At 65.7% G+C, this 23,846-nt stretch carries 16 protein-coding genes and 1 tRNA gene; 6 read left to right on the forward strand and 11 right to left on the reverse strand.

Features of this window, described 5'->3' with window-relative positions:
- Nucleotides 1–2: 2 nt before the first annotated feature.
- Nucleotides 3–3,626 (reverse strand): transcription-repair coupling factor, encoded by a 3,624-nt coding sequence (mfd, locus tag ACH488_RS19000; protein ID WP_397326109.1) that lies wholly within the window; start codon nucleotides 3,624–3,626, stop codon nucleotides 3–5.
- A 41-nt stretch (nucleotides 3,627–3,667) separates the two neighbouring features.
- Between mfd and ACH488_RS19005 the strand changes: the two genes are divergently transcribed.
- The 4 genes from ACH488_RS19005 to nhaA all read left to right on the forward strand — a co-directional run bounded on the left by ACH488_RS19005 (nucleotide 3,668) and on the right by nhaA (nucleotide 7,479).
- Nucleotides 3,668–5,260, forward strand: coding sequence for an SDR family oxidoreductase (locus ACH488_RS19005; RefSeq protein WP_397326110.1), 1,593 nt, complete (start codon nucleotides 3,668–3,670; stop codon nucleotides 5,258–5,260).
- A gap of 50 nt (nucleotides 5,261–5,310) precedes the next feature.
- On the forward strand, nucleotides 5,311–5,808 hold the full coding sequence (locus ACH488_RS19010) for a DUF2505 domain-containing protein (RefSeq protein ID WP_397326111.1): 498 nt from the start codon (nucleotides 5,311–5,313) through the stop codon (nucleotides 5,806–5,808).
- A gap of 1 nt (nucleotide 5,809) precedes the next feature.
- The gene (locus ACH488_RS19015) at nucleotides 5,810–6,031 is read left to right on the forward strand and encodes an SCO4848 family membrane protein (protein ID WP_397326112.1); all 222 of its coding nucleotides are present in this window, start codon (nucleotides 5,810–5,812) and stop codon (nucleotides 6,029–6,031) included.
- 149 nt (nucleotides 6,032–6,180) lie between these two features.
- A complete protein-coding gene (gene nhaA, locus ACH488_RS19020) occupies nucleotides 6,181–7,479 on the forward strand; it encodes a Na+/H+ antiporter NhaA (RefSeq protein WP_397326113.1) in 1,299 nt (432 codons plus the stop codon).
- Between the two features lie 27 nt (nucleotides 7,480–7,506).
- On the opposite strand, the gene sufU is transcribed toward nhaA, so the two are convergent.
- The 10 genes from sufU to ACH488_RS19070 all read right to left on the reverse strand — a co-directional run bounded on the left by sufU (nucleotide 7,507) and on the right by ACH488_RS19070 (nucleotide 22,140).
- Nucleotides 7,507–7,959, reverse strand: coding sequence for a Fe-S cluster assembly sulfur transfer protein SufU (gene sufU / locus ACH488_RS19025; protein WP_397326114.1), 453 nt, complete (start codon nucleotides 7,957–7,959; stop codon nucleotides 7,507–7,509).
- Between the two features lie 41 nt (nucleotides 7,960–8,000).
- Nucleotides 8,001–9,326, reverse strand: a complete 1,326-nt coding sequence (locus ACH488_RS19030; RefSeq protein WP_397326115.1) for a cysteine desulfurase — start codon at nucleotides 9,324–9,326, stop codon at nucleotides 8,001–8,003.
- A gap of 78 nt (nucleotides 9,327–9,404) precedes the next feature.
- Nucleotides 9,405–11,834, reverse strand: a complete 2,430-nt coding sequence (locus ACH488_RS19035; RefSeq protein ID WP_397326116.1) for an AAA family ATPase — start codon at nucleotides 11,832–11,834, stop codon at nucleotides 9,405–9,407.
- Between the two features lie 468 nt (nucleotides 11,835–12,302).
- Entirely contained in the window at nucleotides 12,303–14,963 is a 2,661-nt protein-coding gene (locus ACH488_RS19040) for an AAA family ATPase (RefSeq protein WP_397326117.1), read from the reverse strand.
- A gap of 35 nt (nucleotides 14,964–14,998) precedes the next feature.
- Nucleotides 14,999–17,743 carry a LuxR C-terminal-related transcriptional regulator gene (locus tag ACH488_RS19045; RefSeq protein WP_397326118.1) on the reverse strand — a complete coding sequence of 915 codons (2,745 nt, stop codon included), beginning with the start codon at nucleotides 17,741–17,743 and terminating at the stop codon, nucleotides 14,999–15,001.
- 135 nt (nucleotides 17,744–17,878) lie between these two features.
- Nucleotides 17,879–18,463, reverse strand: coding sequence for an aminoacyl-tRNA hydrolase (pth, locus tag ACH488_RS19050; protein WP_397326119.1), 585 nt, complete (start codon nucleotides 18,461–18,463; stop codon nucleotides 17,879–17,881).
- Nucleotides 18,464–18,570: 107 nt separating this feature from the next.
- Nucleotides 18,571–19,170 (reverse strand): 50S ribosomal protein L25/general stress protein Ctc, encoded by a 600-nt coding sequence (locus ACH488_RS19055; protein ID WP_397326120.1) that lies wholly within the window; start codon nucleotides 19,168–19,170, stop codon nucleotides 18,571–18,573.
- Nucleotides 19,171–19,463: 293 nt separating this feature from the next.
- A complete protein-coding gene (locus ACH488_RS19060; protein WP_387433444.1) occupies nucleotides 19,464–20,444 on the reverse strand; it encodes a ribose-phosphate diphosphokinase in 981 nt (326 codons plus the stop codon).
- Nucleotides 20,441–21,946: a bifunctional UDP-N-acetylglucosamine diphosphorylase/glucosamine-1-phosphate N-acetyltransferase GlmU gene (gene glmU, locus ACH488_RS19065; RefSeq protein WP_397326121.1), complete on the reverse strand. Its 1,506-nt coding sequence runs from the start codon at nucleotides 21,944–21,946 to the stop codon at nucleotides 20,441–20,443. Before glmU ends, ACH488_RS19060 begins: the two co-directional genes overlap by 4 nt.
- A 122-nt stretch (nucleotides 21,947–22,068) precedes the next feature.
- Nucleotides 22,069–22,140, reverse strand: a tRNA-Gln gene (locus ACH488_RS19070).
- Between the two features lie 275 nt (nucleotides 22,141–22,415).
- Here ACH488_RS19070 and ACH488_RS19075 point away from each other — a divergent pair.
- Nucleotides 22,416–23,015, forward strand: a complete 600-nt coding sequence (locus tag ACH488_RS19075; RefSeq protein ID WP_397326124.1) for a TetR/AcrR family transcriptional regulator — start codon at nucleotides 22,416–22,418, stop codon at nucleotides 23,013–23,015.
- A gap of 169 nt (nucleotides 23,016–23,184) precedes the next feature.
- A complete protein-coding gene (locus tag ACH488_RS19080; RefSeq protein WP_397326122.1) occupies nucleotides 23,185–23,583 on the forward strand; it encodes a VOC family protein in 399 nt (132 codons plus the stop codon).
- The last annotated feature ends 263 nt before the right edge of the window (nucleotides 23,584–23,846 follow it).

The raw sequence follows: 23,846 nt of genomic DNA on the forward strand, positions 1-23,846 counted from the left end.
GTTTAGCCAGCCTTTACGGGTACATCGGTGAAGATTGCTTCGATCACGTTGTTTGCCCAGTCAAGGATCTCAGCATCCTGCAGGTCCCGGCCGCCGATCCGGGCGGTCTTCGGCTTCGGGATGAGCACGGCGTCCAGCGCCGGCTTGACCTGCGAACCCGGGTACATGCGGTTGAGGCGCATGGTTTTTGATTCGGGCAGTTGCGCCGGCGAGAAGCGGATGAAGTTTCCTTGGAGCGCGACGTCGGACAGGCCGGCTTCGCGGGCACCCACCCGGAAGCGGGCCACGGCTATAAGGTTCTTGACCGGGAGCGGCGGCTCACCGTAGCGGTCCACGAGTTCGGCCAGGACCTCGTCGATGGCCTCGTTGGTGATGGCTGCGGCCAGTTTCCGGTAGGCCTCCAGCCGCAAGCGCTCTCCCGGAACGTAGTCGTGCGGCAGGTGCGCGTTGACGGGCAGCTCGATCTTCATCTCGGCGGCCTTCTCCTCGGCCTCGCCGCGGTACTCGGCCACCGCCTCCCCCACCAGGCGGATGTAGAGATCGAAGCCGACGCCTTGGATGTGGCCGGATTGCTCGCCGCCCAGGAGGTTGCCGGCGCCGCGGATTTCGAGGTCCTTCATGGCCAGCTGCATGCCGGCGCCGAGTTCGTTGTGCGCGGCCACGGCTTTGAGGCGTTCCAGGGCCACCTCGCCCAGCGGCTTTTCCGAGGGGTACAGGAAGTAGGCGTACGCACGTTCACGTCCACGTCCCACGCGGCCACGGAGCTGGTGGAGCTGCGAGAGGCCGTACTTGTCGGCACCGTCCACAATGAGCGTGTTGGCGTTGGAGATGTCCAGGCCGGTCTCGATGATGGTGGTACACACCAGCACGTCGAACCTCTTCTCCCAGAAGTCCACGATGATCTTTTCCAGGCGGCTCTCGGACATCTGCCCGTGCGCCACCTCCACCCTGGCTTCGGGGACCAGCTCACGGATCTGCGCGGCAATCCGTTCAATCGAGGACACCCGGTTGTGCACGAAGAACACCTGGCCTTCGCGCATGAGTTCGCGGCGGATGGCAGCCGAGGTCTGCTTGTTGGTGAACGGTCCCACGTAGGTCAGCACGGGGTGGCGTTCTTCCGGCGGCGTGGCCAGTGTGGAGGTTTCACGGATGCCCGTGAGGGACATTTCCAAGGTTCGCGGGATGGGGGTAGCACTCATGGCAAGCACGTCCACGTTGGTACGCATCTTCTTGAGCGCTTCCTTGTGCTCCACGCCGAAGCGCTGTTCCTCGTCCACGATCACCAGGCCGAGGTCCTTGAACTCGAAATCCTTGGACAGCAGCCGGTGGGTACCTATCACCACATCGACGGCGCCGCTCTTGACGCCCTCTGCGGTCTCCTTGGCTTCCTTGCTGGACTGGAACCGGGACAGTGGCTTGACGCGCAGAGGGAAGCCGGAGAACCGCTCGGTAAAGGTCTCATAGTGCTGCTGTGCGAGGAGCGTGGTGGGCACCAGGACCGCCACCTGCTTGCCGTCCTGGACAGCCTTGAACGCGGCGCGGACGGCGATTTCGGTCTTGCCGTAGCCCACGTCGCCGGACACCAGCCGGTCCATGGGGATCTCGCGCTCCATGTCCGCCTTGACCTCGTTGATGGTGGTCAACTGGTCAGGGGTCTCCACGTACGGGAAGGCCTCCTCGAGCTCGCGTTGCCACGGGGTATCCGGGGCGAAGGCGTGCCCCCGCGAGGCCATGCGGGCCGAGTACAGGCGGATGAGTTCGCCCGCAATCTCCTTGACGGCCTTGCGGGCCTTGGACTTGGTGCTGGCCCAGTCGGCCCCGCCCATCTTGCTCAGCGCGGGGGTGTCACCGCCAACGTAGCGGGTCACCTGGTCCAGCTGGTCCGTGGGAACGAACAAGCGGTCCCCGGGGGCGCCACGCTTGGACGGGGCGTACTCCAGCACCAGGTACTCGCGCAGACCTGAGTCGGACGCGGATGTTCCCACCACCTTGCGTTGGATCAGTTCCACGAACTTGCCGATGCCGTGCTGCTCGTGGACCACGAAGTCCCCGGCATGCAGCTGCAGAGGGTCCACGGCGTTGCGCCGCTTGGACGGCATGCGCCGCATGTCCTTGGTGGAGCTCGCCGAAGCGCGGCCCAGCAGGTCCGCTTCGGTCAGGAGGCCCATCTTCAGGCCATCGAGCACAAAGCCACGCCCGACGGCGGCACAGGTCACCTCGATGATGCCGGGTTGCGGCTCGTCATCCAGGGAGTCAACCCGGGCACACGGAATATCTGCGTCATGGAAGAGCTCAACCAATCGCTGCGCAGGGCCAGGGCCGTCCGTTACCACCACCACCCGCCATTGGTCCCTGACGCGGGAGCCAATGAAGTCGAGCATTTCGGCCACTTCGCCCTGGTAGCCGCGGGGTTCGCGGGCATGGAGGTTCAGGACATCGATGTCCAACACCAGGTCCTCGTCCGTGGCCAGCGAGGTGATGGACCACCAAGACACCTTGTTCTCCAGCGCCGAGGAGCGGGTATCGGTGAGCGAACGGAAACTGGCCGCATGCAGGTCGGTGGATGCGCGGCTCAACAGATCAAGCGGCGCGGCACCGCCGTCGGACGCCGTTGACCAGGCAGCCTCAAGGAACTCTTCGTTGGTGGCGGCGAGATCGTGCGCGCGGGTCCGGACCTTCTCGGGTTCGATCACCACGGCAAGCGAGCCGGCGGGGAGTTGGTCCACGAACGGAACCATGGCGTCCACCAGGACCGGGGCCAAGGACTCCATGCCTTCCACGGCGATGCCGCCGGCGATCTTCTCCAACATGTCCGCCGCGGCAGGCATATCCGCCTTCAGCTTGGCCGCCCGGGACATGACCGAGGGCGTGATGAGGATTTCCCGGCACGGCGGGGCATGCAGTTCCGTGGGGTGGTGGATTCCAGGGGCGGACAGCGAGCGCTGGTCGGCGACGGCGAACCAGCGCATCTGGTCCACTTCATCGCCGAAGAACTCCACGCGGACCGGGTGGTCCTCGGTGGGCGGGAAGACGTCCAGGATGCCACCGCGCACGGCGAACTCGCCACGGTGCGTCACCATGTCCACACGGGCGTAGGCGGCGTCGGACAAGGCCCGGACCACCTCGGTGAAGGACCGCTCTTCGCCAACCTTCAACGTCACCGGCACCAAATCGCCAAGGCCGGCCACGATGGGCTGGACCACGGCGCGGACCGGGGCCACCACCACGCGCAGGGGGGCCGCCGTCGAGCTTTCCGGGTGCGCCAGCCGCCGCAGGACGGAGAGTCGGCGGCCAACGGTGTCCGAGCGCGGCGAGAGCCGCTCGTGCGGAAGGGTTTCCCAGCTGGGGAATGCCGCCACGGATTCGGCCGGAAGGTAGGAGGCGAGCGCTGCGGTGAGGTCCTCGGCTTCCCGGCCTGTAGCCGTGACCGCGAGGACCACCGGGCCCGCGGAGCCTTCGTTGGCCAGGGCGTCGGCCATCTCGGCGAGGAGCACCGAACGCATGCCGGTGGGAGCACTGATCTGGTAATCCGTGCTCCGGGAGTCGAAGGGCCGCCCGGCCTCGGTGCGGACGCGCGCAAAACTCTTGTCTTCCGCGAGTGCGCGGCGCAGACCGTTGAGGCTCATGGCTGAAACTCCTAGGGTGGATCCAAGGGCAGGCAACACAAATGCCCGGAAATTCGAATGAACGCCGGGTTATTCCAGCCTACCCCTCCCTCCAGCCCCAGGAGCTCCCTTTGCAGCCTTCCGTTCCCACCCACAGCCGGACCGTCCTTGTCACCGGCGCTACCGGCTACATAGGCGGACGGCTGGTCCCCCGGCTCCTTGAGGCCGGACATCGCGTCAAAGTGCTGGTCCGTTCGCCGCAGAAGATCAAGGATGTCCCGTGGCACGATCAGGTTGAGATCGTGCAGGACTCGCTGGACGATGCTGCCGGCGTGGAAGAGGCCCTGGCGGGCGTGGAGGTGCTCTACTACCTGGTGCACTCCATGGCCTCCGGCAGTGGGTTCGAAGCCAAGGAGGAAGCCATGGCGCAGCTGGTTGCGGAGGCAGCCAAGGCGGCGGGGGTGGACAGGATCGTCTACCTCGGTGGGCTGCATCCGGACAACGAGCTGCTGTCCACGCATATGCGGTCCCGCGAGAAGGTCGGCCGGGTGTTCCTGGAGTCCGGCGTGGATTCCATCGTGTTCCAAGCCGGGGTGGTGATCGGCTCCGGCTCGGCGTCGTTCGAGATGATCCGGCACTTGGCGGATACCTTGCCGGTGATGCCTGCACCGAGCTGGGTCAAGAACCGGATCGAGGCCATTGCCGTGAGGGACGTCCTGCACTACCTGGTAGCCGCGGCGACGCTTCCGGACAAGCTCAACCAGACGTTCGATATCGGCTCCCGGGATGTCCTCAAGTACAAGGACATGATGAACGAGTATGCCCTTGAGCGTGGCCTTCCCCGGCGGCTCGTGATCGCCCTCCCCGTCCCGGCACCGAAGCTCGCCGGGCTGTGGGTTGCCCTGGTGACGCCCATTCCCTTGTCCATGTCCTTCCCGTTGGTGCAGTCACTGCAGCACGATGCTGTGTCGCGGGAGCACGACGTCGACCGCTACATTCCCCAACCCGACGGCGGCCTGACGCCGTACCGCCGCGCCGTCGCCTTGGCGCTGGGCAAGGAACGCGACGGCCAGGTGGAAACCACGTGGGCCAACGCCGGCATCGATGCCGATCCTTTGCCCAGCGACCCCGACTGGGCCGGTTACAAGGTCTACCTGGATGAACGGAGCTTCCACAGCGAAGCAAAGCCGGAACACGTGTGGACCATCATTGAAGGCATCGGCGGCAAGAACGGCTGGTACTCCCTCCCCCTGGCCTGGCGGGTCCGTGGCTGGCTGGACAAGCTCCAGGGCGGTGCCGGGTTGCTCCGCGGACGCCGCCACCCCAAGACGCTGGGCAGCGGCGAAGTGGTGGACTGGTGGCGGGTGGAGGCGATCGAACGCGGCCACCTGCTCCGCTTGCGGGCGGAGATGAGGGCCCCGGGACGCGCCTGGCTGGAGTTGGCGGTTGAGCCCGACGGCGGCGGGAGCCTCTACAAGCAGCGCGCCATTTTCTTCCCGCGGGGACTGGCGGGAAGGCTGTATTGGCTGGGCGTCTACCCGTTCCACGGGTTCATTTTTCCGTCGATGGCGCGGAACATCTCGGCGGCGGCTATCACACTCCAGGAAACAGCGGGCAAAGAAGCGGGTTCAGGAGTGTCTACCGACACCCCGTAGGATGTTGGGGAGCTAAAAGAGCTTCAACACCACCAATCCACGGAGGACCCATGGCCCTGAGTGCATCCACCACCCTGCCGCACAGCGTTGACCGCGTAGCTGCTGTTTTCGTTGACGAAGACTTCCTGCGCCACACGAGCGAACTGGTGGGCGGCTCCCTGGAATCGTTCACGATCGACGGTGACACCGCCGGCGCGTTCACCACCACCACCGTCCGTACGCTGCCCACCACGCGCCTGCCGGACATCGCCCGCAAGTTCGTCGGTGAGAGCCTCACCGTCACCCAGACCGAGAAGTGGGACGCTCCTGCTGCCGACGGTTCGCGCGCCAGCACCATTGCCCTGAAGGTCTCCGGCGCTCCCCTGGACGTTTCGGCCGTGCAGCGCCTGATCGCCGAAGGCGGCAACACCCGCATCGAACTCGAAGGCAACGTGACCTCCTCTGTTCCGTTCCTCGGTGGCAAGATCGCTGACGCCGCGGAACCGATGGTTGGCAAGGCCTTGAACATCCAGTCCCAGCAGGCCCAGGCCTGGCTCGAAAGCCACTAAGGTGCAGCTTCCTGCCATCCTCGCGATCATCCTGATCGTGGCGGGCGTATGGTCCCTGGTGGTTTGGCCGCAGTTCCTCAAGCGCGTCATGAAGGATCCGCGCGCCCGCGATGCCTCGGGCAAGGCCACCAAGTTCCTGACCGTGCACGTGGTCCTGGTGACCATTTCCATGGTGCTGGGACTCGCGACGGCGATTATCGGCGTCGCAGGCCTTTTCGCGTAACCCTCGCCCAACTGGGGGACAGCTCTTGCTCCACTGACGCCTCATTGGAGCAAGAGCTGTCCCCTACTTGGGTAGGATGGATATTGGTGTGCCGGGAAGTCTGGTCGGCGGAGTCATTGTGATACCCCGAACCAGCTGAAGGAGCCCCTGTGGCCAAGCCGCCGAGCACCAACAGAATCTTCACCCGTTCCAGCTACCCCGAGTACCGCCGCATCCTCGCGATCCTGCGGACTGAAACAGTCGGTGGCGCACTGCTGCTGGCCGCAACGGTCATCGCCCTGGTCTGGGCCAACTCTCCCGCCGCGGACGGCTACTTCGCTTTGCGGGACCTCAAAATCGGTTATGAGCCCTGGCATCTTGACCTCAGTCTTGGCCATTGGGCTTCCGATGGCCTGCTCGCCGTCTTCTTCTTCCTGGCCGGGCTGGAACTCAAGCGCGAGTTCGTAGCCGGTGAACTCCGCAAGCCGGCCAAGGCTGTTGTTCCCGTGGCCGCAGCCGTGGGCGGCGTCATTGTCCCCGCCCTGATCTACGTTCTCTTCAACCTCGAATCGGCCGAAGAAACCCTCAAAGGCTGGGCCATCCCCACCGCTACGGACATCGCCTTCGCCCTGGCCGTGCTCGCCGTGATCAACACCCACCTGCCTGCAGCGCTCAGGACCTTCCTCCTGACCCTCGCCGTGGTGGACGACCTCATCGCGATCGGCATCATCGCCTTCTTCTACTCCACCGGCCTGCAGCCCCTCATGCTCCTCGCGGCCCTGGTCCCGCTTGCCCTGTTCACTTTCCTCGTGCAGAAGCGCATACGGAGTTGGTACCTGCTCCTCCCCCTTGCCCTGGCGACGTGGGCCTTGGTCCACGCGTCAGGGATCCACGCCACCGTGGCCGGAGTGCTCCTGGGCTTCGCGGTTCCCGTCTTCGCGAGCGGCCGGAAAGGCGAACCTGCCGAAGGGCTCGCGGAACAGTTCGAACACCGGCTGCGCCCGTTCTCCGCAGGTTTCGCGGTCCCGGTGTTCGCGTTCTTCTCGGCCGGCGTCGCCCTGGGTGGCGTTGACGGGATGGTGGCAGCCCTCAGGGATCCGGTGGCGCTGGGCGTGGTGACGGCCTTGGTGGTGGGCAAAGCCGTGGGTGTCTTCGGCACCACGTTCCTGGTTACCAAGACCACCCGTGCCCGCCTGGATTCCAGCATCGCCTGGATCGACCTCTTCGGACTGGCCCTCCTTGCGGGCATTGGCTTCACGGTCTCGCTTCTCATCGGCGAACTGAGCTTCGGCGCAGGGTCGGCCCACAACGACCACGCCAAGGTGGCCATCCTGGCCGGTTCCCTGATCTCGGCGCTGCTTGCCGCCGTCGTGCTGAGGGCCCGCAACCGCCGGTACCGCCAGGTAGCGGCAGAGGAGCAACGGGACGACGACGGCGACGGCGTGCCTGACGTCTTCGCCCGCGGCTGACGCCGGGCTGCCGGCGCGGTAGCTTGGCTAGGCGGTGGCCTGGTTGAGCGCGTCCTCGGCAGCCACCCAGGAAATCATGGCGCACTTGACCCGGGCGGCGTAGCGGGCCACGCCCTCGAACGCCGCAGCATCGCCGAGGATCTCCGGATCGGCCTGGACTTTCCCACGGGACCGGAGCACCTCGCGGAAGTTATCGATCACGGCGTGGAGTTCGTCGATGGACATGCCCTCGGCCATCTCGCTGAGCACCGAGGCCGAGGCCATGGAAATGGAGCAACCGGCCCCATCCCAGCTGACCTGCTTGACGGTGCCATCCGCCACGGCCAGGCGCAGCGTCACTTCGTCGCCGCACACCGGGTTGAGCTGGTGGGACTGGCCCGTGGCGGCCCCCTCGGGTGCTGCGGTGCCGGCGAGGCCACTGCCGTGCCGCTGCTTGGAATGGTCCAGGATGATCTGCTGGTACAACTGGTCGAGACTCATGGTGGTGGTTGCCTGTTCGTGGAAGTGTGGATGGAAGGCCGTCAGGCCTGGAAGTATGCCCGCACCCCGGACACAGCGTCCAGGAAAGCGTCGACATCGTCCGTGGTGTTGTAGAGGTAGGTGCTGGCGCGCGTGGTGGCGGTGAGTCCCAACCTGCGGTGCAGCGGCTGGGCGCAATGGTGGCCCACGCGGACGGCGATGCCGCGATCGTCAAGGAACTGCCCGACGTCGTGCGCGTGCACCCCGGCGACGTCGAACGCGGCCAGGCCAATCCGCTCGGAACCGGAGGCGGGCCCCACCACGCGGATGCCGTCAATGGCTTCCAAGCCCTTCACCAGCCGCTGGCCCAGCTGGGATTCCCAGGCATGGATACGGTCGATCCCGGTTTCGCTCAAGTAGTTCACCGCCGCGGCGAGCGCCACCGCCTGGGAAATCCTTTGCGTTCCGGCTTCGAAGCGTTGCGGAGCAGGCAGGTACTCGGCGCGTTCCATGGTGACCGTGGTGATCATGGAACCACCTGTCAGGAACGGCGGCAGGACGTCCAGGAGTTCCTGCTTCCCGTAGAGCACGCCAACACCCGTGGGCGCAAGCATCTTGTGGCCGGAGAAGACGGCGAAATCGACGTCCAATTCCTTGACGTCGATGGGCATGTGGGGCACCGACTGGCAGGCATCGAGCACCACCAGCGCGCCCACGCGGCGGGCCAGGGCCACCAGTTCCCGCACCGGGTTGATCGTTCCCAGGACGTTGGACGCATGCGTGAAAGCGAGCAAGCGCGTGCGCTCCCCCACGATCTCCGCCGCGGCATCGAGCCGGAGCGCGCCGTCGTCCGTGATTGGGATGAACTTCAAGGTGGCCCCGGTACGGAACGCGAGCTCCTGCCAGGGGATGAGGTTGGCATGGTGCTCCATCTCGGTCACCACGATCTCGTCGCCAGGCCCAAAGGCGAGGTCCTTCAACGCCGAACCGCCCCGGCCCTGCGCGGACCACAGCGCAGCGTTGGACAGGGCGTAGCTGACCAGGTTCAGGCCCTCCGTGGCGTTGGAGGTCCACACCGTTTCCTCATACCGGGCACCGATGAAATCGGCCACCGTCTGGCGGGCGTCCTCAAAAGCCTCCGTTGCCTCGACGGCAAGGTAATGCGCGCCGCGGTGCACGGCTGCGTTGCGTTGTTCGTAGAACTCCTGCTCGGCTTCGATGACACTGAGCGGGTTCTGCGATGTGGCACCGGAATCCAGGTACACCAGCGGCTTGCCGTTGACCAACTGGTCCAGGACGGGGAAGTCGTTCCGGATCCGCAGAACCTCGGCGTTGTCCATGGCGTGCACGGAATGCTTCAGCGAGGCGGGGGTTGATACGACGGTCAAGGGGCGCTCCTTGGAAAGCCTTCAGGGACACTCAATTATCCCACGGCACAGGCCGGCGGGAATGTGCGTTCGGGCACGTCAGCGGCCGGCCGTCCCCGGAAGCCATCCCAGCGGCGGAACTGCCTCACTTTCGAAGGCGCGGCGCAAACGCTCCATCATCACCGAGGCCCGCCGGCTCGCAGCACTGCGGGTCCGGGCTTCGTAACCGTTCGCCGCGCGTGCGTAGCACACGGCTGCATGCGCGAACTGGCGGTCCGCGGACAGGCTCCTTCCGGCGGACTCAAGCGTCTTCGGGTCATGGTCCAGCAAGGACAACGCGAAGGTCTGCAGGGCCACCCCCGCCGGTCCCTGGACAGCGGCACCCAGTTCTGCGAGGCGGCGCTGCAGCACCAGATCGTCGACGGCGGTACTGCTCGCGTTGAGCGTCAGGAGGGAGAGCGCCTCGGCTTCGAGCAAAGGGCTCCGCCCATGGAATTCTCCGGCAAGGGCGAACAGCCTACCGCCTTCAGCATGCCACCCGCGCGAAACGGCATCCCGGGCAGCTGCCGCAAACAGTTCGCTGAGCGGGCCAAAGAACCCGGAAGGTGTTTGCAGCAGGGCAGCCTGGCTTTGGGCAATGCGCTCCTCCGCCTGGACAGGATCTCCGCACAGCGCCTCACAGTAGGCCAGCATCGCCGCTGCGAACGCCAGGACCGGCGGGAGGCCGGCGTCGGGCAGTTCCGCGACGGCCGGTTGCAGCGTCAGCCGGGCTGCGCGCGGCAGGCCTTGGCTGAGCTGGGCGTATCCGCGGGCCACTTCAAGGCAGAGGGCCATATGGGCGGGCATCGCATACGAGCCCGGGCAGTTCAGCAACGCATCCGCGGGTGCCCACGCCAGATTGTGGCGCAGGCAGACGATGTGGCGCAGCAGGACCCCGGGCCGGAAGACCTCCAAGGCAGGGTCCTGGTCGATGGCGGCCATTGCAGCAGACGATTCAGCCAAGGCCTGCGGTGCCGCGCCTGCCAGCAGGAGCCGCCCGGCCTCCTCAATGGTCCGCATGACAAACCCGGCCTGGTCCACGGGCCTGCCCCCGCGTCCTCCGTCAGGTTCCGCGGCCGCTCCGAGCAGGCTCAGCGCCATGAGCCGGTGGGTAGCCTCGTGCCTGACGTCCGCTTGCGATCCTGTGGCGGCCAACTCCCACAGCTCAGGTGTTGCTTCCGTGAGCTGTCCCTCGGCGATCAGCGCGCGGGCGCGGAGCAGCCGGGCCTCCTGGAGATGGGCGGGTTCCTTGATGGCGTCGGCCGCGCGCAAGGCCAGGTTCGCCGTAGAGGGCCGGTCGGCGGCCGGAGCGGCGGAGAGGAGCAGTTCATCGGACAGGCTCAGGCCCGAGTCCAGGGTCCACGTCATCCAGCGAAGCATGGCGGGCGCGGACTCCCGGGTCACCGCAGGTCCCTCGACGCCGCGCCGCAATGCAGTGCTCCGCGACCGGGGAACGGACAGCCGCGTCCCCTCGCCCCGCAGCCAGGAGCTCGTCCGGAGCAGGGGCGGCCGCCCCGGAAGCAACCTGATGTAGTGGGCTGAGAGGAGACGTTCCACCGTACGTTGGCCGAAGCTGCGCTCAACCGTATCCAGGGCCACGGGTTCGCCCAAGGCAATGAGCTCCAATGCCTGGCGTTCCTCCTCGGGACGGTGGGCGTTCTCCGCCGTGATGTGCTCAACCACCCGCGGCCAGTAGCAGTGGGCCCTGGCGTCGAGCGTCCAGTAGCCATCCCGGAGGACCAGCAGGCCCGCCTGGCGGGCGTCTTCCACTGCCAGGCACAGGAGGCCCACGTTGAAGCCACTCATGACGGCCAGGAGGCTGCTCGCGCGGCGTTGGACGTTGCCTCCCAACACCTCCTGGCACAGGGCGTGGGCCTCATTGAAGGTAAAGGGTGGCAGGAAATACTGCTCCAGGAACCCGTCCTCCCACAACTCGTAAAGATCCTGGGGCAGGGGACGCCGGCTGTCCGCCGTCGCCACCAGCGTGGCACCGAACCCGGGAATCAATTGCAGCAGGACCGCCAGGGAAGCCGGGTCGATGTAGTGGATATCGTCCACCAGCAGTACCAGCGGCGCTCTTCGCAACGGCGTCGCGTGCTTTTTGGTGCGACGGCGCACCGCCGACGGCGTGTACAGGTAATCGGCCGGCCCCAGGGTGCGGGTCAGTGCCCTGAGCACCTGCAGCCCGGGCAGGACGGCATGTTCCTCCGGTGAGTCTTCGCCGCCGGTCAGGGCCCCGAACCGGATGGCCTCAAGCTCAGGCCTTCCGGCGAAGGTGCGGACATCCATGGACTTGGGAAGGCCGGCTTGGATGGAGAGCAACAAATGGCTCTTTCCGGAGCCCCGGTCCCCCACCACCACAATGCCGTTGGTGGACGGTGAAGGTACGGCTGCGAGGATCAGCTCAAGCAGCTTCTTCCGGTCCGGGAATGCTGGTGGCCTCAGCCCGACTGAGACGGTGTCTTCGTCCAGCCAGGGATCCGGCAGCATGCGCACTCCAATAGCAGCAGTCCCTTGGTCCGGGAGGGGTTTGTGTTCCGCGAATGCGGATCCCTGGCCTAGAAGCCGGCGACGGCTGGGGGGAGAGTCTCGGTCTCAGAAGACTCTGTCGCCGCCGGCTTCGTCCAGGGCCGGACCGTCTTGCGACGGCCGGAGCATCGGCTCAACGAGACCACCGATGCGGGTGTTGCGGTGGGAAGTCCGGCGATGCTTGGGGCTAACCGTGCTTCCTGAGAACAGTTAACCGTGCGGCGAAAAGCAGAACACCAGTAGTTGGTACTCGATTAGTTGCCGGGAATTCCGACGTCGGTACTCTCTTGTACTCAGTCGTTCGGGAGCGCACTACTTGGTTCCGGCACCGCACAGGCAGGCGTTACTCCATTGAATGGTTAAATTCCGCAGCAACCCGCGGGCAAGTGGTACGCAGGGCTGTTTCGGCGGTACTCAGGGCGCTTGCCGTCAGCTCCTGACAGCAGCTCCCAAATCCTCACGACGCCGAATACCAAGCTTCGCGTAACTGCGGTAGAGGTGGCCCTCCACGGTGCGGACGGAAACCATCAGCTTCTCGGCGATTTGCCGGTCCGTCAGCCCTGAGACGGCGAGCGCCACGATGTCCTGCTCCCTGCGGGTCAGTGGTACGGAGCGGTCCGTTTCAGTGTGGGGGTCATGGACCAAGGCGTCGCCCAGGTTGGATTCGCTGACGTCGCGCAGCACAGCGGCTTGCCTGGCCTCAGGACGCTTGCCCTCGGCGTCGAACGCGTTCGCTGCCCTGTCGAAGGCCACGGCGGCAGGACCGGGCATTCCTGCAGCGGCAAGGAGGTTCCCGGCGTTCACGAATCCGTCGCCCGCTCCGCCCATCTGGGCCGATGCCAGCGACTCCCAGCCGTTGGCCCACGAGCCTCCCATGGTGGAGGCTGTGTCCTGGATGGCTTCCATGGCTTCCAGGTCCCCCAGTTCAGCGCGGAGCACCAGGTTTTGGAGCAGGACCCCCGGGAGGTGGTGGAGAGTCGATTCCCCGGCGATGGTGCGCAGCTTCTCCAGCGCAGAGCCTTTGTCCAGGTGTTCCTTGCCGGCGAGCATGAAGAGTTGGGCCATGGCTTCAACGTAGGCTCCGCCGGCCGCGGCGGCGCTTTGTTCCCTGCCCAGCCGCCGGGCCAAGTCCGTGTTCCCCGAGCGCGCCGCGGCGTAGAACGCCAACGCGTTGCCAAGCCTGCGAAGCCGCTGCGGGTCTTTGACTTTCAGGGCTTCCACAGCGGGCGTCAACACCAGCCCAGCCTGTTCCAACCGGCCCTGGCGCAGCAGCGACAGGCCTTTGAGGGTCTGGATGTCGCCGCCGAAGGTGATGAGCCCCAAGGCCGAGCTGGCAGCATAGCGGTTCAGTGCCGTCTCCGCAGCGGCCCAGTCCCCCGACTCGAGGGCTGCCAAGGCGTAGCGGACCAGGATGAAGTCGCTGAGGTAGAGGAGATCGTCCTTGTGCTCGTCCAGCAGCACCAACGCGTCCCGGCCCTTGTCCAGGGCCTGGACGGGCTGGCCTTCCACCATCAGCAGCTCGCACCGCATGGCCAGCAGGAACAGTTGGCTCATGACGATGTCCGGCTGGTCCTGTTCCAACCCGGACTCAAAAGCGTCCAGGCCTTCCCTCAGTTCCGCATACCGGCCATCGTGTGCCAAGGCAGCCAATTCCAGGGCAAACGCATGCCGCTGGATTCCGTTGACCAATTCCTGGTCCGCCGGGTGCTGCCCGGCAACGGCCTCCGCTGAGGCGCGCACATCCGCAACGATTTCCCCGGAGCTGTCCCCCACAGCCGAACGGGCCGCCGCCCACAGGAGTCCGGCACCCAAGGGCCCGGACGGGTCCGCGTCCAGGAACCCGGCACCTTCCTCCAACAGCCGGATGGTACTGCGGTAGTCGCCGTCGTTGTAGTTGACCATCGCCATCACGGCGCGGGCGCGGGGCCGCAGCGCCTCTGACCTGACGCGCTCCGCCGCGGCCATGGCCAAGGGGTTCTGCAGCAGTTTCGCGGCCAGGAACGCTGCCTGCAGCAGCTGTTCATCGTCGACGTCGGCCCCGCAGTCCAGTGCCCAGCTCACCATGCGGAGCAGCCCCTCCGCGGTGGCCGGCTCGGTCAGCAAGTGCTGCACCATGCTCTGGCGGATCTGCAGGCTGCGGGCCGGCGAAACGATCTGGCGCAAGGCCTCCCCGTACATGGGGTGCCACATCTTCAGCGGGCTGCCCGCCCCGTTCGTGGTGAGGACCAACCGGCTGTCCATCAAGGAGCGGACGGTGTCCCTGCCCACCAGCGAGTCCAACACGGCGGCAGGGACAGGTTCGGCCAACGCAATGACGTACATCGCCTCCCGCTCGGCCTCACTGGTCCGGAGGACCTTGTTACGGACCACCTCGGCGAGGCCTTCTCCATTGCCCGTCAGCGCGCGGGTCAGGAACCACACACCGTTGCGGCGTACCAGGTTGCCGTCCGCCCTCGAATCCTCCAGGAGGGAACGCAACAGCAAGGGATTGCCTTCGGATACTGAATGCAGCACGTCCACGGTGCTGGCCATCACTGTGCCACCCAGGGTCTTTTCGGCCAGTTCCGTGACCGTTTCCTTCTCCAGCGGGTGCAGTTCCAGCCTTTCGGCCAGCCCGTCGTACCAGAGCTGGAGCAGCGCTGCGGGCAGGCCGGGCCGCGGCCGGCTGGTGGCGACGAGCCGGGCCCAGCCGGCCGTGACGAGTTCGGCCAGGATTTGGGTGCTGCCTTCGTCGAGGTCGTGCGCGTCGTCCACCACCAGCAGGAGGCGGGCACCGGCGCTGCCCCGGCGTTTCTCGAATTGCGACCAGAACTCGCGCAGGATCGCCACCGGCGAGGTTGCCTGGTCCACCGGCAGATCCAGGAGGTACGGAGACAGGACGCCAAAGGGAACCGCGGACAGGGCGGGGCTTCCGTGGACCCGCATCACCACCATTTCGTCGGCCAGCCGGGAAGCAATCTCCGCTGCCATGGCGGTCTTGCCAATTCCAGGGTCCGCAAGGAGCAGGACGGCTCCAGCGCCCTCCTGCCTCAATATTTCCGTTGCCAGGTCCAGTTCGGCTTCCCGGCCTACAAGGTGCTCAGCCTGCATGGGCAGCGCTCACCGTGGGACGGCGTGTCCCGCCGCTACAGCAGTCCATTGAGCTCGCCCCGCGAGGAGACACCCAGCTTGGTAAAAACTTGGTAGAGGTGGCCTTCCACGGTCCGCACAGACACCCCAATATCCATGGCGATTTCACGGTTGCTGACACCCTTTCCAGCAAGTTTGGCGATTTGCCGTTCCCTCTCGGTCAGGACGGGCGCATCGCTGCGAGGTTGGATCGGCAGGGCCGATACTGATTGTTCGAGTCGTTCAAGCCTGAGCTGGGCTGTCCGTGCCGTGGTGGTCTCACCGGCGTCGCGGGCAAAATCCAGGGCCATCGCCACGCACCGGGCCTCGACCACCAGCAGGTCCAGGGCCGCGGCGGCGTCAGCAGCCGCCAGGAGGGAGCGTGAGCTGCGCGTCAGCGAGCCGCGGGCCAAGTCACCGGAGATCTTCGCCAGCGGGCCCTGACGGCTGGCCGCGATGTCTTCCAGGAAGCGGTACTCGGCGTCCGTGCCTTCCACCGTGGCACCAAAAAGGCAAATGCCCGCGGTGGTGAACCGTTGCTTGGCCACATCCAACTGGACCTTCGCCAGCAGCCGTTGCTTCACCTCGGGATCGCCCATCCAGCGGCCGGCCATCTCGGCGCAGAATTCCGCCACCGATTCGGAGAAGTACATTCCCGTGCCCCGGCACGTCCGGTACAGGTCCAGGTAGCGGCCCGCCTCCAAGGCGTTCCCCAGCTGGGCGTAGGCGAAGGCGGTGGCGGCATAGGCCACTTTCACGAGGTTCATGGCGGGCCGCAGTTCCAGCTGCGCCGCGGCCGAACGCAGGGGTTCAATCGCACAAGACGGTTTGCCGGCATAGGCGTACGCCAGCCCAAAACCCAACTCCGTTACGGCACCCCGGAACTGCAGGCGCGAGGGCTTGGACGGGGCCCGGCGCATCAACTCGATGCATTTGCGCCACTGTCCGGACAGCAACAGCACCAGGAAGGTGTGCCGGGCGAAGGCTTCCTCCAGGGAGGGCGTCGTACCGGCCATCCGCAAATGCTTGGACATGGTGCGCGCCAACTGCTGGGCTTCCAGTTCGCGCCCCAGCATGCAGCGGGCCTCCACCAGGAAGAAACCGCACCTCAACCAGTGCTCACTGTCCTCACCCGGTTCCTGGGCCTGCTCCAGTTCCAAGGCCTCAACAATGTCCGCGTACTCGCCCATGTACGTCTGGTACTCGTAATTGCAGAGGTTGAGGCGGTTGCGCGCCCGTGAGAGGTCGTTGTCCGGGTGGGTTCCAGTGGCCGCCATCGCGGCGAGTGATTCGCGGGCCTCTTGGATCACTCCCGGCACCATGGCTGAACGGCCGTCGATCCACGTCATGGCCTGGCATTTCGCTGCCGTGATCTCGGCAAAGTCCATGGGTCCCAGGACGGCCAGGTGGGCCTCGGAAACCTCATCCAGCGCCTGGGCGGCGTGGAGCGGGAGGTCCAGCATGAGGTAGGAGGCCGCCTTAAGCCGCTGGCCGGCCACCCATTCGGGATCCTTGGGATCGAGGGACACGGTGCACTGGATGGCGAAGTTGGGATCGTACTCATCCAGGGCAGCGCGTCCGGCCGCGAGGGCATGCGACGCCGACGGCGAGGGCTCGTCCTCGCACTCGTGCATCCAGGCCGCATAGCTGAGCAAGTCCTGGGGCGCCAGGCCATGGAGCTCGGGCTCCTTGGGCCCCAAAAGCATGAGGCGCAGTTCCCGGCGGCGCCTGGTGCTCAGCCACCCCCGGACAACCTCGCCCAGATAAGGATCCCGGAGCGAAACCCAGTGCTCGCCGGAGCGGTCTACCGATAGGAGGCCGGATTCCTCCATCTCCACCAGGACTTCGGTGCTGAAGATCGCCACCAGGTCCATAAGCGTCGCCCGCCGCGCGCAGGCAAGGATTTCGACGACGGTCCGGCTGGCTTGGGATTCGCGGGCCAGCCGGGAGCGGACGAAATCCTCCACCACCGTGGCGCCTTCGAGCTTGATGCGGTCACGTAGGGTCCACACCGAATCGTTGAGCACCAGGTTGCCCGAATGCCGCTGCTCATCCAACAGCGCATGCAGGAGCATCGGGTTCCCACCCACGGCGGAGTGCAGCGAACCCACCAGGGTCGACGAAACGTAGTGGCCCAGGACCGAGCCCAGCACCTGTTTGGTCTGCTCTTCGGACAGGGCGTTCAGGTGCACTTCACCCAATTGGCCTTCGAGGACCAGTCGGTGGAAATCCGCGGGGAGGTCGCTGGCGCGCTGGACTGTGGCGATCACCTTCGCGGTGCCCGTGGCCATGAGGTTGAGCAGCACGCCCGTGCTCATCGGGTCCATTCCACCCGCGTTGTCCACGATGAAAACGGTCTGGCGTCCTCCGGCTTCGGCCCGGATCAGGGACGTGACGGCATGGAGGATGCCCGTCGGTGAGCTCACGGCCTCCGAGGGCAGCCTGGCAAGGAGAAAACCGAGGCAGCCATAAGGGGTCTGGCCGCTGGCCAGTGTGTTGCGCAATTGCAGGCTGTGGACCTTCGGCCCCAGGGAGGACACCACCGCCCTTGCCAGCCCGGACTTGCCGATTCCGCGGTCACCGGTCAGGACAACGCCATAGGAATCTGATGATTCGAGATGCTTGTTGGCCCTTGCGAGATCCTGGCTGCGTGCCAGGAGGGACCAGGTTTGCCGGTCCGATGGTCCGCCAACAAGATCGGGAGCCGCAGCCTTCGCTGCGCCTCCCCCATTCCTGTTTAGCAATTCCGCCGACACCCGCATCCCTCGCTACAACATCCCGACAGTCCCCACCGCGTACCCTGCGTACCATGCACACTACCGCCGGGCGCCGACAGTTTGTAGGGCCACGGGTCCTTACGACCGTAAGGCTTTGATCAGGCTTTCCTCAAGATTTGCTCAAGAACGCGCCGGGTGGTGTTTCTGCTGCGCAGCAAGCAAACCCTGGGCCATGAGCAATTCCACGGCGTCCGCTGCTTCGTCCAGCAGCAACGGGAGTTCCTTCTTCTCCGCGGTTCCGAAGTCCCGCAGGACGAAATCTGCGGTGTCCATGCGCCCCGGGGGCCGGCCGACACCTACGCGCACGCGCAGGTAATCCTTGGTGGCAAGCGCCTTGGAGATATCCCGCAGCCCGTTGTGGCCGCCCTCGCCGCCACCGATCTTGAGCTTGAGGGTATTGAACGGGATGTCGATTTCGTCGTGGACGGCAATCACGTGGTCCGGCGCGATGTCGAAGAACTTGCACAGCGCAGACACCGGACCACCGGAAACATTCATGTAGGTCATCGGCTTGGCCAGCACTACCCGGGGACCACCGATCCCGAGCCGGCCCTCCACCACCTGGGCACGCGACTTGTGGGCCTTGAACTTTCCTCCCATGCGTGCGGCCAGTTCATCCAGGACCATCTGGCCCACGTTGTGGCGGTTGCCGCTGTACTCGCTGCCGGGGTTGCCCAGGCCAACGATCAGCCAAGTGTCAGTCATGGTTTCCATCCTAGGAAATCTCGTGGAAGGTCAGGCAAAGGAAAGTGGCCGGGACCCCGCAGGGACCCGGCCACTCTTCGAAAGGCTAAGCCTCAAGCAGTCAAAGACTACTCGGCAGCTTCTTCAGCGGCCGGTGCTTCTTCGCCTTCAGCAGCTTCTTCAGCTTCGACGGCAACCGGCTCGGAGATGTTGACCACCAGCGTGTCGGCTTCGGTCAGCAGGCTGACGCCCTTGGGAAGAACGACGTCGGAAGCGTGGACGTGCGCGCCGGCTTCGCGGCCTTCGATGTCAACCTCGAGGGCGGTGGGCAGGTGGGTAGCCTCGGCCTCAACGGAGAGGGTAGTGGCTTCCTGGTTGGCAACGGCACCCGGAGCAACTTCACCGGTGACGTGGACAGGGACGTCCACGGTGACCTTCTCGCCCTGGCGGACCGTCAGGAGGTCCATGTGCTCGATGGTCTGCTTGATGGCGTTGCGCTGGATGTCCTTGACGATGGTCAGGTGTGCCTCGCCGTTGATGTCCAGGTTCAGCAGGGCGTTGGCAACGCGGACTGCCAGGGTGGTTTCGCGGCCCGGGAGGGTTACGTGGACGGGCTCTGCACCGTGGCCGTAGATGACGGCGGGGATGCGGCCGGCGACGCGTGCACGGCGGGCGTAGCCCTTGCCGAATTCGGTGCGCAGTTCTGCTGCGAGCTTCTGCTCAGACATGTGTACTCCTTGATTACTGGTGTACCGCCGGATGGCGGTTGGTTGATCAGCAAGGGCGGAGGTCTGGAGTGACCTTCCACGCCCGCGGGCCCGGGCTTGAACGCCGGCCCGCCTTCGTCGAAGGAGGTTACAGACCCAGTCGATGACGGAGACATCCACTGGTTTCAACAACCAGCGTGCTCTCCCTCGCCAAGGTATCCCCGAAAGTTTACCAGCGGTTCGGTCGGAAACGGAAAACGGGCCACCCACCGCACTCAAGCGGTGGATGGCCCGTCATCAGGAACAGTCCTTGGCTACGCTTTGCCGTCGAACAGGCTGGTGACCGAACCGTCGTCGAACACTTCACGGATGGCGCGGGCAATCAGCGGCGCGATCGAGAGGACCGTGAGCTGCGGGAAGCGCTTTTCTGCCGGGATGGGCAGGGTGTTGGTGACAACCACTTCACGGGCACCGGAGTCAGCCAGGCGCTGCGCGGCCGGGTCCGAGAACACGGCGTGCGTGCAGGCAATGATGACGTCCTTGGCGCCGGCGTTCTTGAGCACCTGGACAGCACCGGAGATGGTTCCGCCGGTGTCGATCATGTCGTCGATCAGCACGCAGGTGCGGCCTTCGATCTGGCCCACAACGGTCTTGGAGACAGCCTGGTTGGGCACCGTGAGGTCGCGGCTCTTGTGCACGAACGCCAGCGGGGCACCGCCCAGGCGCTCGGCCCACTGCTCGGCTACACGGACGCGGCCGGTGTCCGGAGAAACAACGGTGATGTTGTCCGCTTCAACCTTGGTGCGGATGTAGTCGGCAAGCAGCGGGATGGCCATCAGGTGATCCACCGGGCCGTCGAAGAAGCCCTGGATCTGGGACGTGTGCAAGTCCACGGACATGATCCGGTCAGCACCCGCGGTCTTGTACAGGTCCGCCACCAGCCGGGCCGAGATGGGCTCGCGGCCACGGCCCTTCTTGTCCTGGCGGGAGTACGGGTAGAACGGCGAAACCACCGTGATGCGCTTGGCGGAGGCACGCTTGAGGGAGTCAATCATGATCAACTGCTCCATGAGCCAGTTGTTCAGGGGTGCCGGGTGGGCCTGGATCACGAACGCGTCGGTGCCGCGCACGCTCTCGGCCGAACGGACGTAGATTTCCCCGTTCGCGAAGTCGTAGGCGTCAATGGGCAGGAGCTCGGTTTCGAGTTCCTTCGCGATTTCCTGCGCCAGCTCCGGATGTGCCCTTCCGGCGGCGAGAACCAGTTTCTTCTCGCCGTGTGCGGTAATTTCGCTCATGCCTGTGTGCCCTCTTCTGTGGTTGCCGGGGATGGTGAGGATGTGGGGGCGGCTGCGAGCCGCGGTTCCAAGGCTGCCTCAGCGTGGCGCGCGGAGATGGAGCCTTCGCGGTTGGCCAGGACCCAACCCTCGGCGTTCCGCTGCGCGGCGAGGCTCACGGCCAGGGCACCGGCGGGGACGTCCTTGCGGATCACTGCACCGGCGCCGCTGTACGCGCCGTCGCCCACGGTCACCGGGGCAACGAAAACGGTGTTGGAACCGGTCCGGACGCCGGAGCCGATCACCGTGCGGTGCTTCTTCTCGCCGTCGTAATTGGCTGTGATGTTGCCGCAGCCGATGTTGGTGTCCTCGCCGATTTCGGCATCGCCTGCGTAGCCCAGATGGGAGAGCTTGGAGCCGCGGCCAATGGTCACGTTCTTGGTTTCGTAGAAAGCGCCGATCTTGCCGGTCGCCCCCAGGACAGTGCCGGGCCGGAGGTAGGTGAACGGTCCAACGCTTGCCTTGGCACCGATCGTGGAACCGGATCCGTGCGTGCGGACCACCTTGGCGCCTTCGCCGACGTTCACGTCGGTGAGGGTGGTGTCAGGGCCGACGACGGCGTCCCTCGCCACGGTGGTGGAACCGTGCAGTTGGGTGTTGGGCAGCAGGCGGACGTCCTCGTCGAGAGTCACGGTGGAGTCGATCCACGTGGTGGAGGGGTCCACCACAGTGACGCCGGCGCGCATCCAGAATTCGATGATGCGGCGGTTGTGCTCGGCACCGAGGGCCGAAAGCTGGATGCGGTCGTTGGCACCCTCAACCTGCCAGCGGTCATCGGTCACGACGGCGGCAACCCGGCCACCGGCGTCGCGGGCCAAACCGAGCACGTCGGTCAGGTACATCTCGCCCTGGGCGTTGTCGGTGGTGACGCTTTCGAGCGCCTTGCGGAGGACTGCGGCATCGAAGGCGTAGATGCCGGAGTTGATCTCGCGGATGGCGCGTTCCTGGTCCGTGGCGTCCTTGTGCTCGCGGATGCCCAGCACGGTGCCATCTTCACCACGGAGGATGCGGCCGTAACCGGTGGCGTCGTCCAGCACGGCTGTCAGGACGGTCACGGCGTTGCCCTCGGCCTCGTGGGTGCTGACCAGTTCGCCCAGGAGTTCGCCGGTGAGCAGCGGGACATCGCCATAGGTCACCACCACGGTGCCGCTCAGCTCGGCCTCGGCGTCCAGGGCCTTCACGGCAACCTCTACGGCCCGGCCCGTGCCCGGGATGTCGTCCTGGTCCACGATCAGGGCTGCCGGATCCTGCACGGAGACGTGCTCGGCGACGCGGTCGCGCTCATGGCGGACCACCAGGGCCAGCTTCTGGGGGTTGATCGAACGGGCGGCGAGGATCGCGTGGCCCACCATGGAGCGGCCGCCGATTTCGTGGAGAATCTTGGGAGTCCGCGACTTCATTCGCGTTCCGGCACCTGCCGCCAAGACGATGACCGCTGCGGGACCGGTGGTTTCGGGGCTCACGTACTGGCTCTCCTTGCTCGGTTTGTCCCGGATATTCCGGCTTCGGAATGCTGCCATCCAAGCTTTGGACCCAGGCACTGCTCAAGCCGTTCCAGGTACAGAGTGGAGCGCATTTCCGACCGTTCCGCCCATAGGATTCGAACCTATACTCCACGGCTCCAAAGGCCGGGGTGCTGCCGTTACACCAGAGCGGACCGTGCATGCTTTCCACGTCCGGACGGCAGGGTCCGGAGGCGTTCCCGGATCACCGGGATGCACACACAAGAAACTAGTTTGCCATGACCTTTGCATGCTTCGCGACTTGACCCCGTTTTACCGGGTTGTGAACTGCGCGTCCGGCGTCCAGCCACGGCCCTTGGTGCATGATGGACAAGTGAGCAAGCGCACCGAACTCCCCCTGCACACCGCTGTCACCGGATCGTTGGAACCCCGTACTCCCCACGTGTCGGGCGGGGCCGTCCGGGCCAGGATGACGGGCCAGCAGAGGCGCGCGCAGCTCATCGGCATCGGCCGGGCGTTGTTTGCCGCACGGGGCCTGGACGGCACCACCATCGAGGAAGTTGCGGCCACTGCGGGCGTTTCCAAGCCTGTGATCTATGAGCACTTCGGCTCCAAGGAAGGCCTGTACCGGCAAGTCGTGGACACCGAATTCCGGATCCTCCTGGATTCCATCACCGAGGCCCTCAGCACCGACGCCAAACCCCGGGTCCTCGTTGAGCGGGCCGCCTTGGCACTTCTTGGCTACATCGAGGAGCGCACCGACGGTTTCCGGATCCTGATGCGCGACGCCCCGCCCTCACAGCCCGAGGGGGCCTTCTCCACGTTGTTGTCCCATGTCACGGCTCGCGTGGAGCACCTGCTCTCCGACGAATTCGCCCGGCGCGGCTTCAGCGCTGCCGATGGCGCCATGTACGCCCAGATGCTCGTGGGCATGGTGGCGATGACGGGGCAATGGTGGCTGGACAGCCGGCAACCGGACAAGCGCGCCGTCGCCGCACACCTGGTGAACCTGGCCTGGAACGGCCTCACCGGCCTGCAAAAGGAACCCGAACTCCGCACCGAAACCTAAAGCAGCCCTCTCTCACCAAACCACCCCAAACCGCCCAACCCTCTCTCACCAAACCACCCCAAACCGCCCAACCCTCTCCCACCAAACCACCCTTAAACCCCCAACCCTCTCCCACCAAACCACCCCAAACCGCCCAACCCTCTCTCACCGACGAAGTAGGATCGGGCGCATGACTGCCTTGCAGATTTATGTCCTTTTCCCCGGAACTGCCCGTGAAGCCCTTGCCTTCTATCAGGGAGTCTTCGGCGGAGAACTCACCCTCCACAGCTACGGAGAGTTTGGGCGCACCGATGGACCCGCGGACGCGGTCGCCCACGGCGTCCTCGGCGGAGCAGTTGCCTTAGCGGGCGCGGACGCGGCATCAGGCGAGACGAGCATCCGCACAGAAGGGCTGATGCTCTCACTGCTGGGCGCAGCCGCGCCAACGGAACTGCACGGATGGTTCGAACGGCTCGCCGACGGCGGGAGGGTCATCGACCCTCTGGGCCCCAAACCCTGGGGAGCCAGCGACGGTCAGGTAATCGACCGCTACGGCTTGCACTGGCTGATCGGTTACGAACGCAGCTAGGAACGCCCGTTTGTGAGAGAGCGCCCGACAAAACAGGCGACTCCGTGAGAGAGCGTGCGGCTCAACGGGCGATTCGGTGAGAGAGCGTGCGGCTCAACGGGCGATTCGGTGAGAGAGCGTCCCGCAAAACAGGCGACTCCGTGAGAGAGCGATCCCGAAAAAGGGCGATTCGGTGAGAGTGTCCCTATGTTTTTCGTCAAGCGGTTTTGGGTGTTTGGGCTTGGTAGAGGGTGCCGTCGCGGAGCATGGCGTAGAGGGTGTCG

The sequence above is a fragment of the Paenarthrobacter sp. NPDC018779 genome (genome assembly GCF_044391085.1).
In the GTDB taxonomy this organism is placed as follows: Bacteria; Actinomycetota; Actinomycetes; order Actinomycetales; family Micrococcaceae; genus Arthrobacter.

Excerpts from the sequence above, each read along its gene's own strand:
- ACH488_RS19060 (WP_387433444.1), bottom strand. The coding sequence starts at position 20,444 with ATGAGCGAAATTACCGCACACGGCGAGAAGAAACTGGTTCTCGCCGCC.
- ACH488_RS19080 (WP_397326122.1), top strand. The coding sequence starts at position 23,185 with ATGACTGCCTTGCAGATTTATGTCCTTTTCCCCGGAACTGCCCGTGAA.
- ACH488_RS19045 (WP_397326118.1), bottom strand. The coding sequence starts at position 17,743 with ATGCGGGTGTCGGCGGAATTGCTAAACAGGAATGGGGGAGGCGCAGCG.
- ACH488_RS19035 (WP_397326116.1), bottom strand. The coding sequence starts at position 11,834 with ATGCTGCCGGATCCCTGGCTGGACGAAGACACCGTCTCAGTCGGGCTG.
- ACH488_RS19040 (WP_397326117.1), bottom strand. The coding sequence starts at position 14,963 with ATGCAGGCTGAGCACCTTGTAGGCCGGGAAGCCGAACTGGACCTGGCA.
- pth (WP_397326119.1), bottom strand. The coding sequence starts at position 18,463 with ATGACTGACACTTGGCTGATCGTTGGCCTGGGCAACCCCGGCAGCGAG.
- ACH488_RS19005 (WP_397326110.1), top strand. The coding sequence starts at position 3,668 with ATGCCCGGAAATTCGAATGAACGCCGGGTTATTCCAGCCTACCCCTCC.
- ACH488_RS19055 (WP_397326120.1), bottom strand. The coding sequence starts at position 19,170 with ATGTCTGAGCAGAAGCTCGCAGCAGAACTGCGCACCGAATTCGGCAAG.
- mfd (WP_397326109.1), bottom strand. The coding sequence starts at position 3,626 with ATGAGCCTCAACGGTCTGCGCCGCGCACTCGCGGAAGACAAGAGTTTT.
- ACH488_RS19075 (WP_397326124.1), top strand. The coding sequence starts at position 22,416 with ATGACGGGCCAGCAGAGGCGCGCGCAGCTCATCGGCATCGGCCGGGCG.
- ACH488_RS19010 (WP_397326111.1), top strand. The coding sequence starts at position 5,311 with ATGGCCCTGAGTGCATCCACCACCCTGCCGCACAGCGTTGACCGCGTA.
- sufU (WP_397326114.1), bottom strand. The coding sequence starts at position 7,959 with ATGAGTCTCGACCAGTTGTACCAGCAGATCATCCTGGACCATTCCAAG.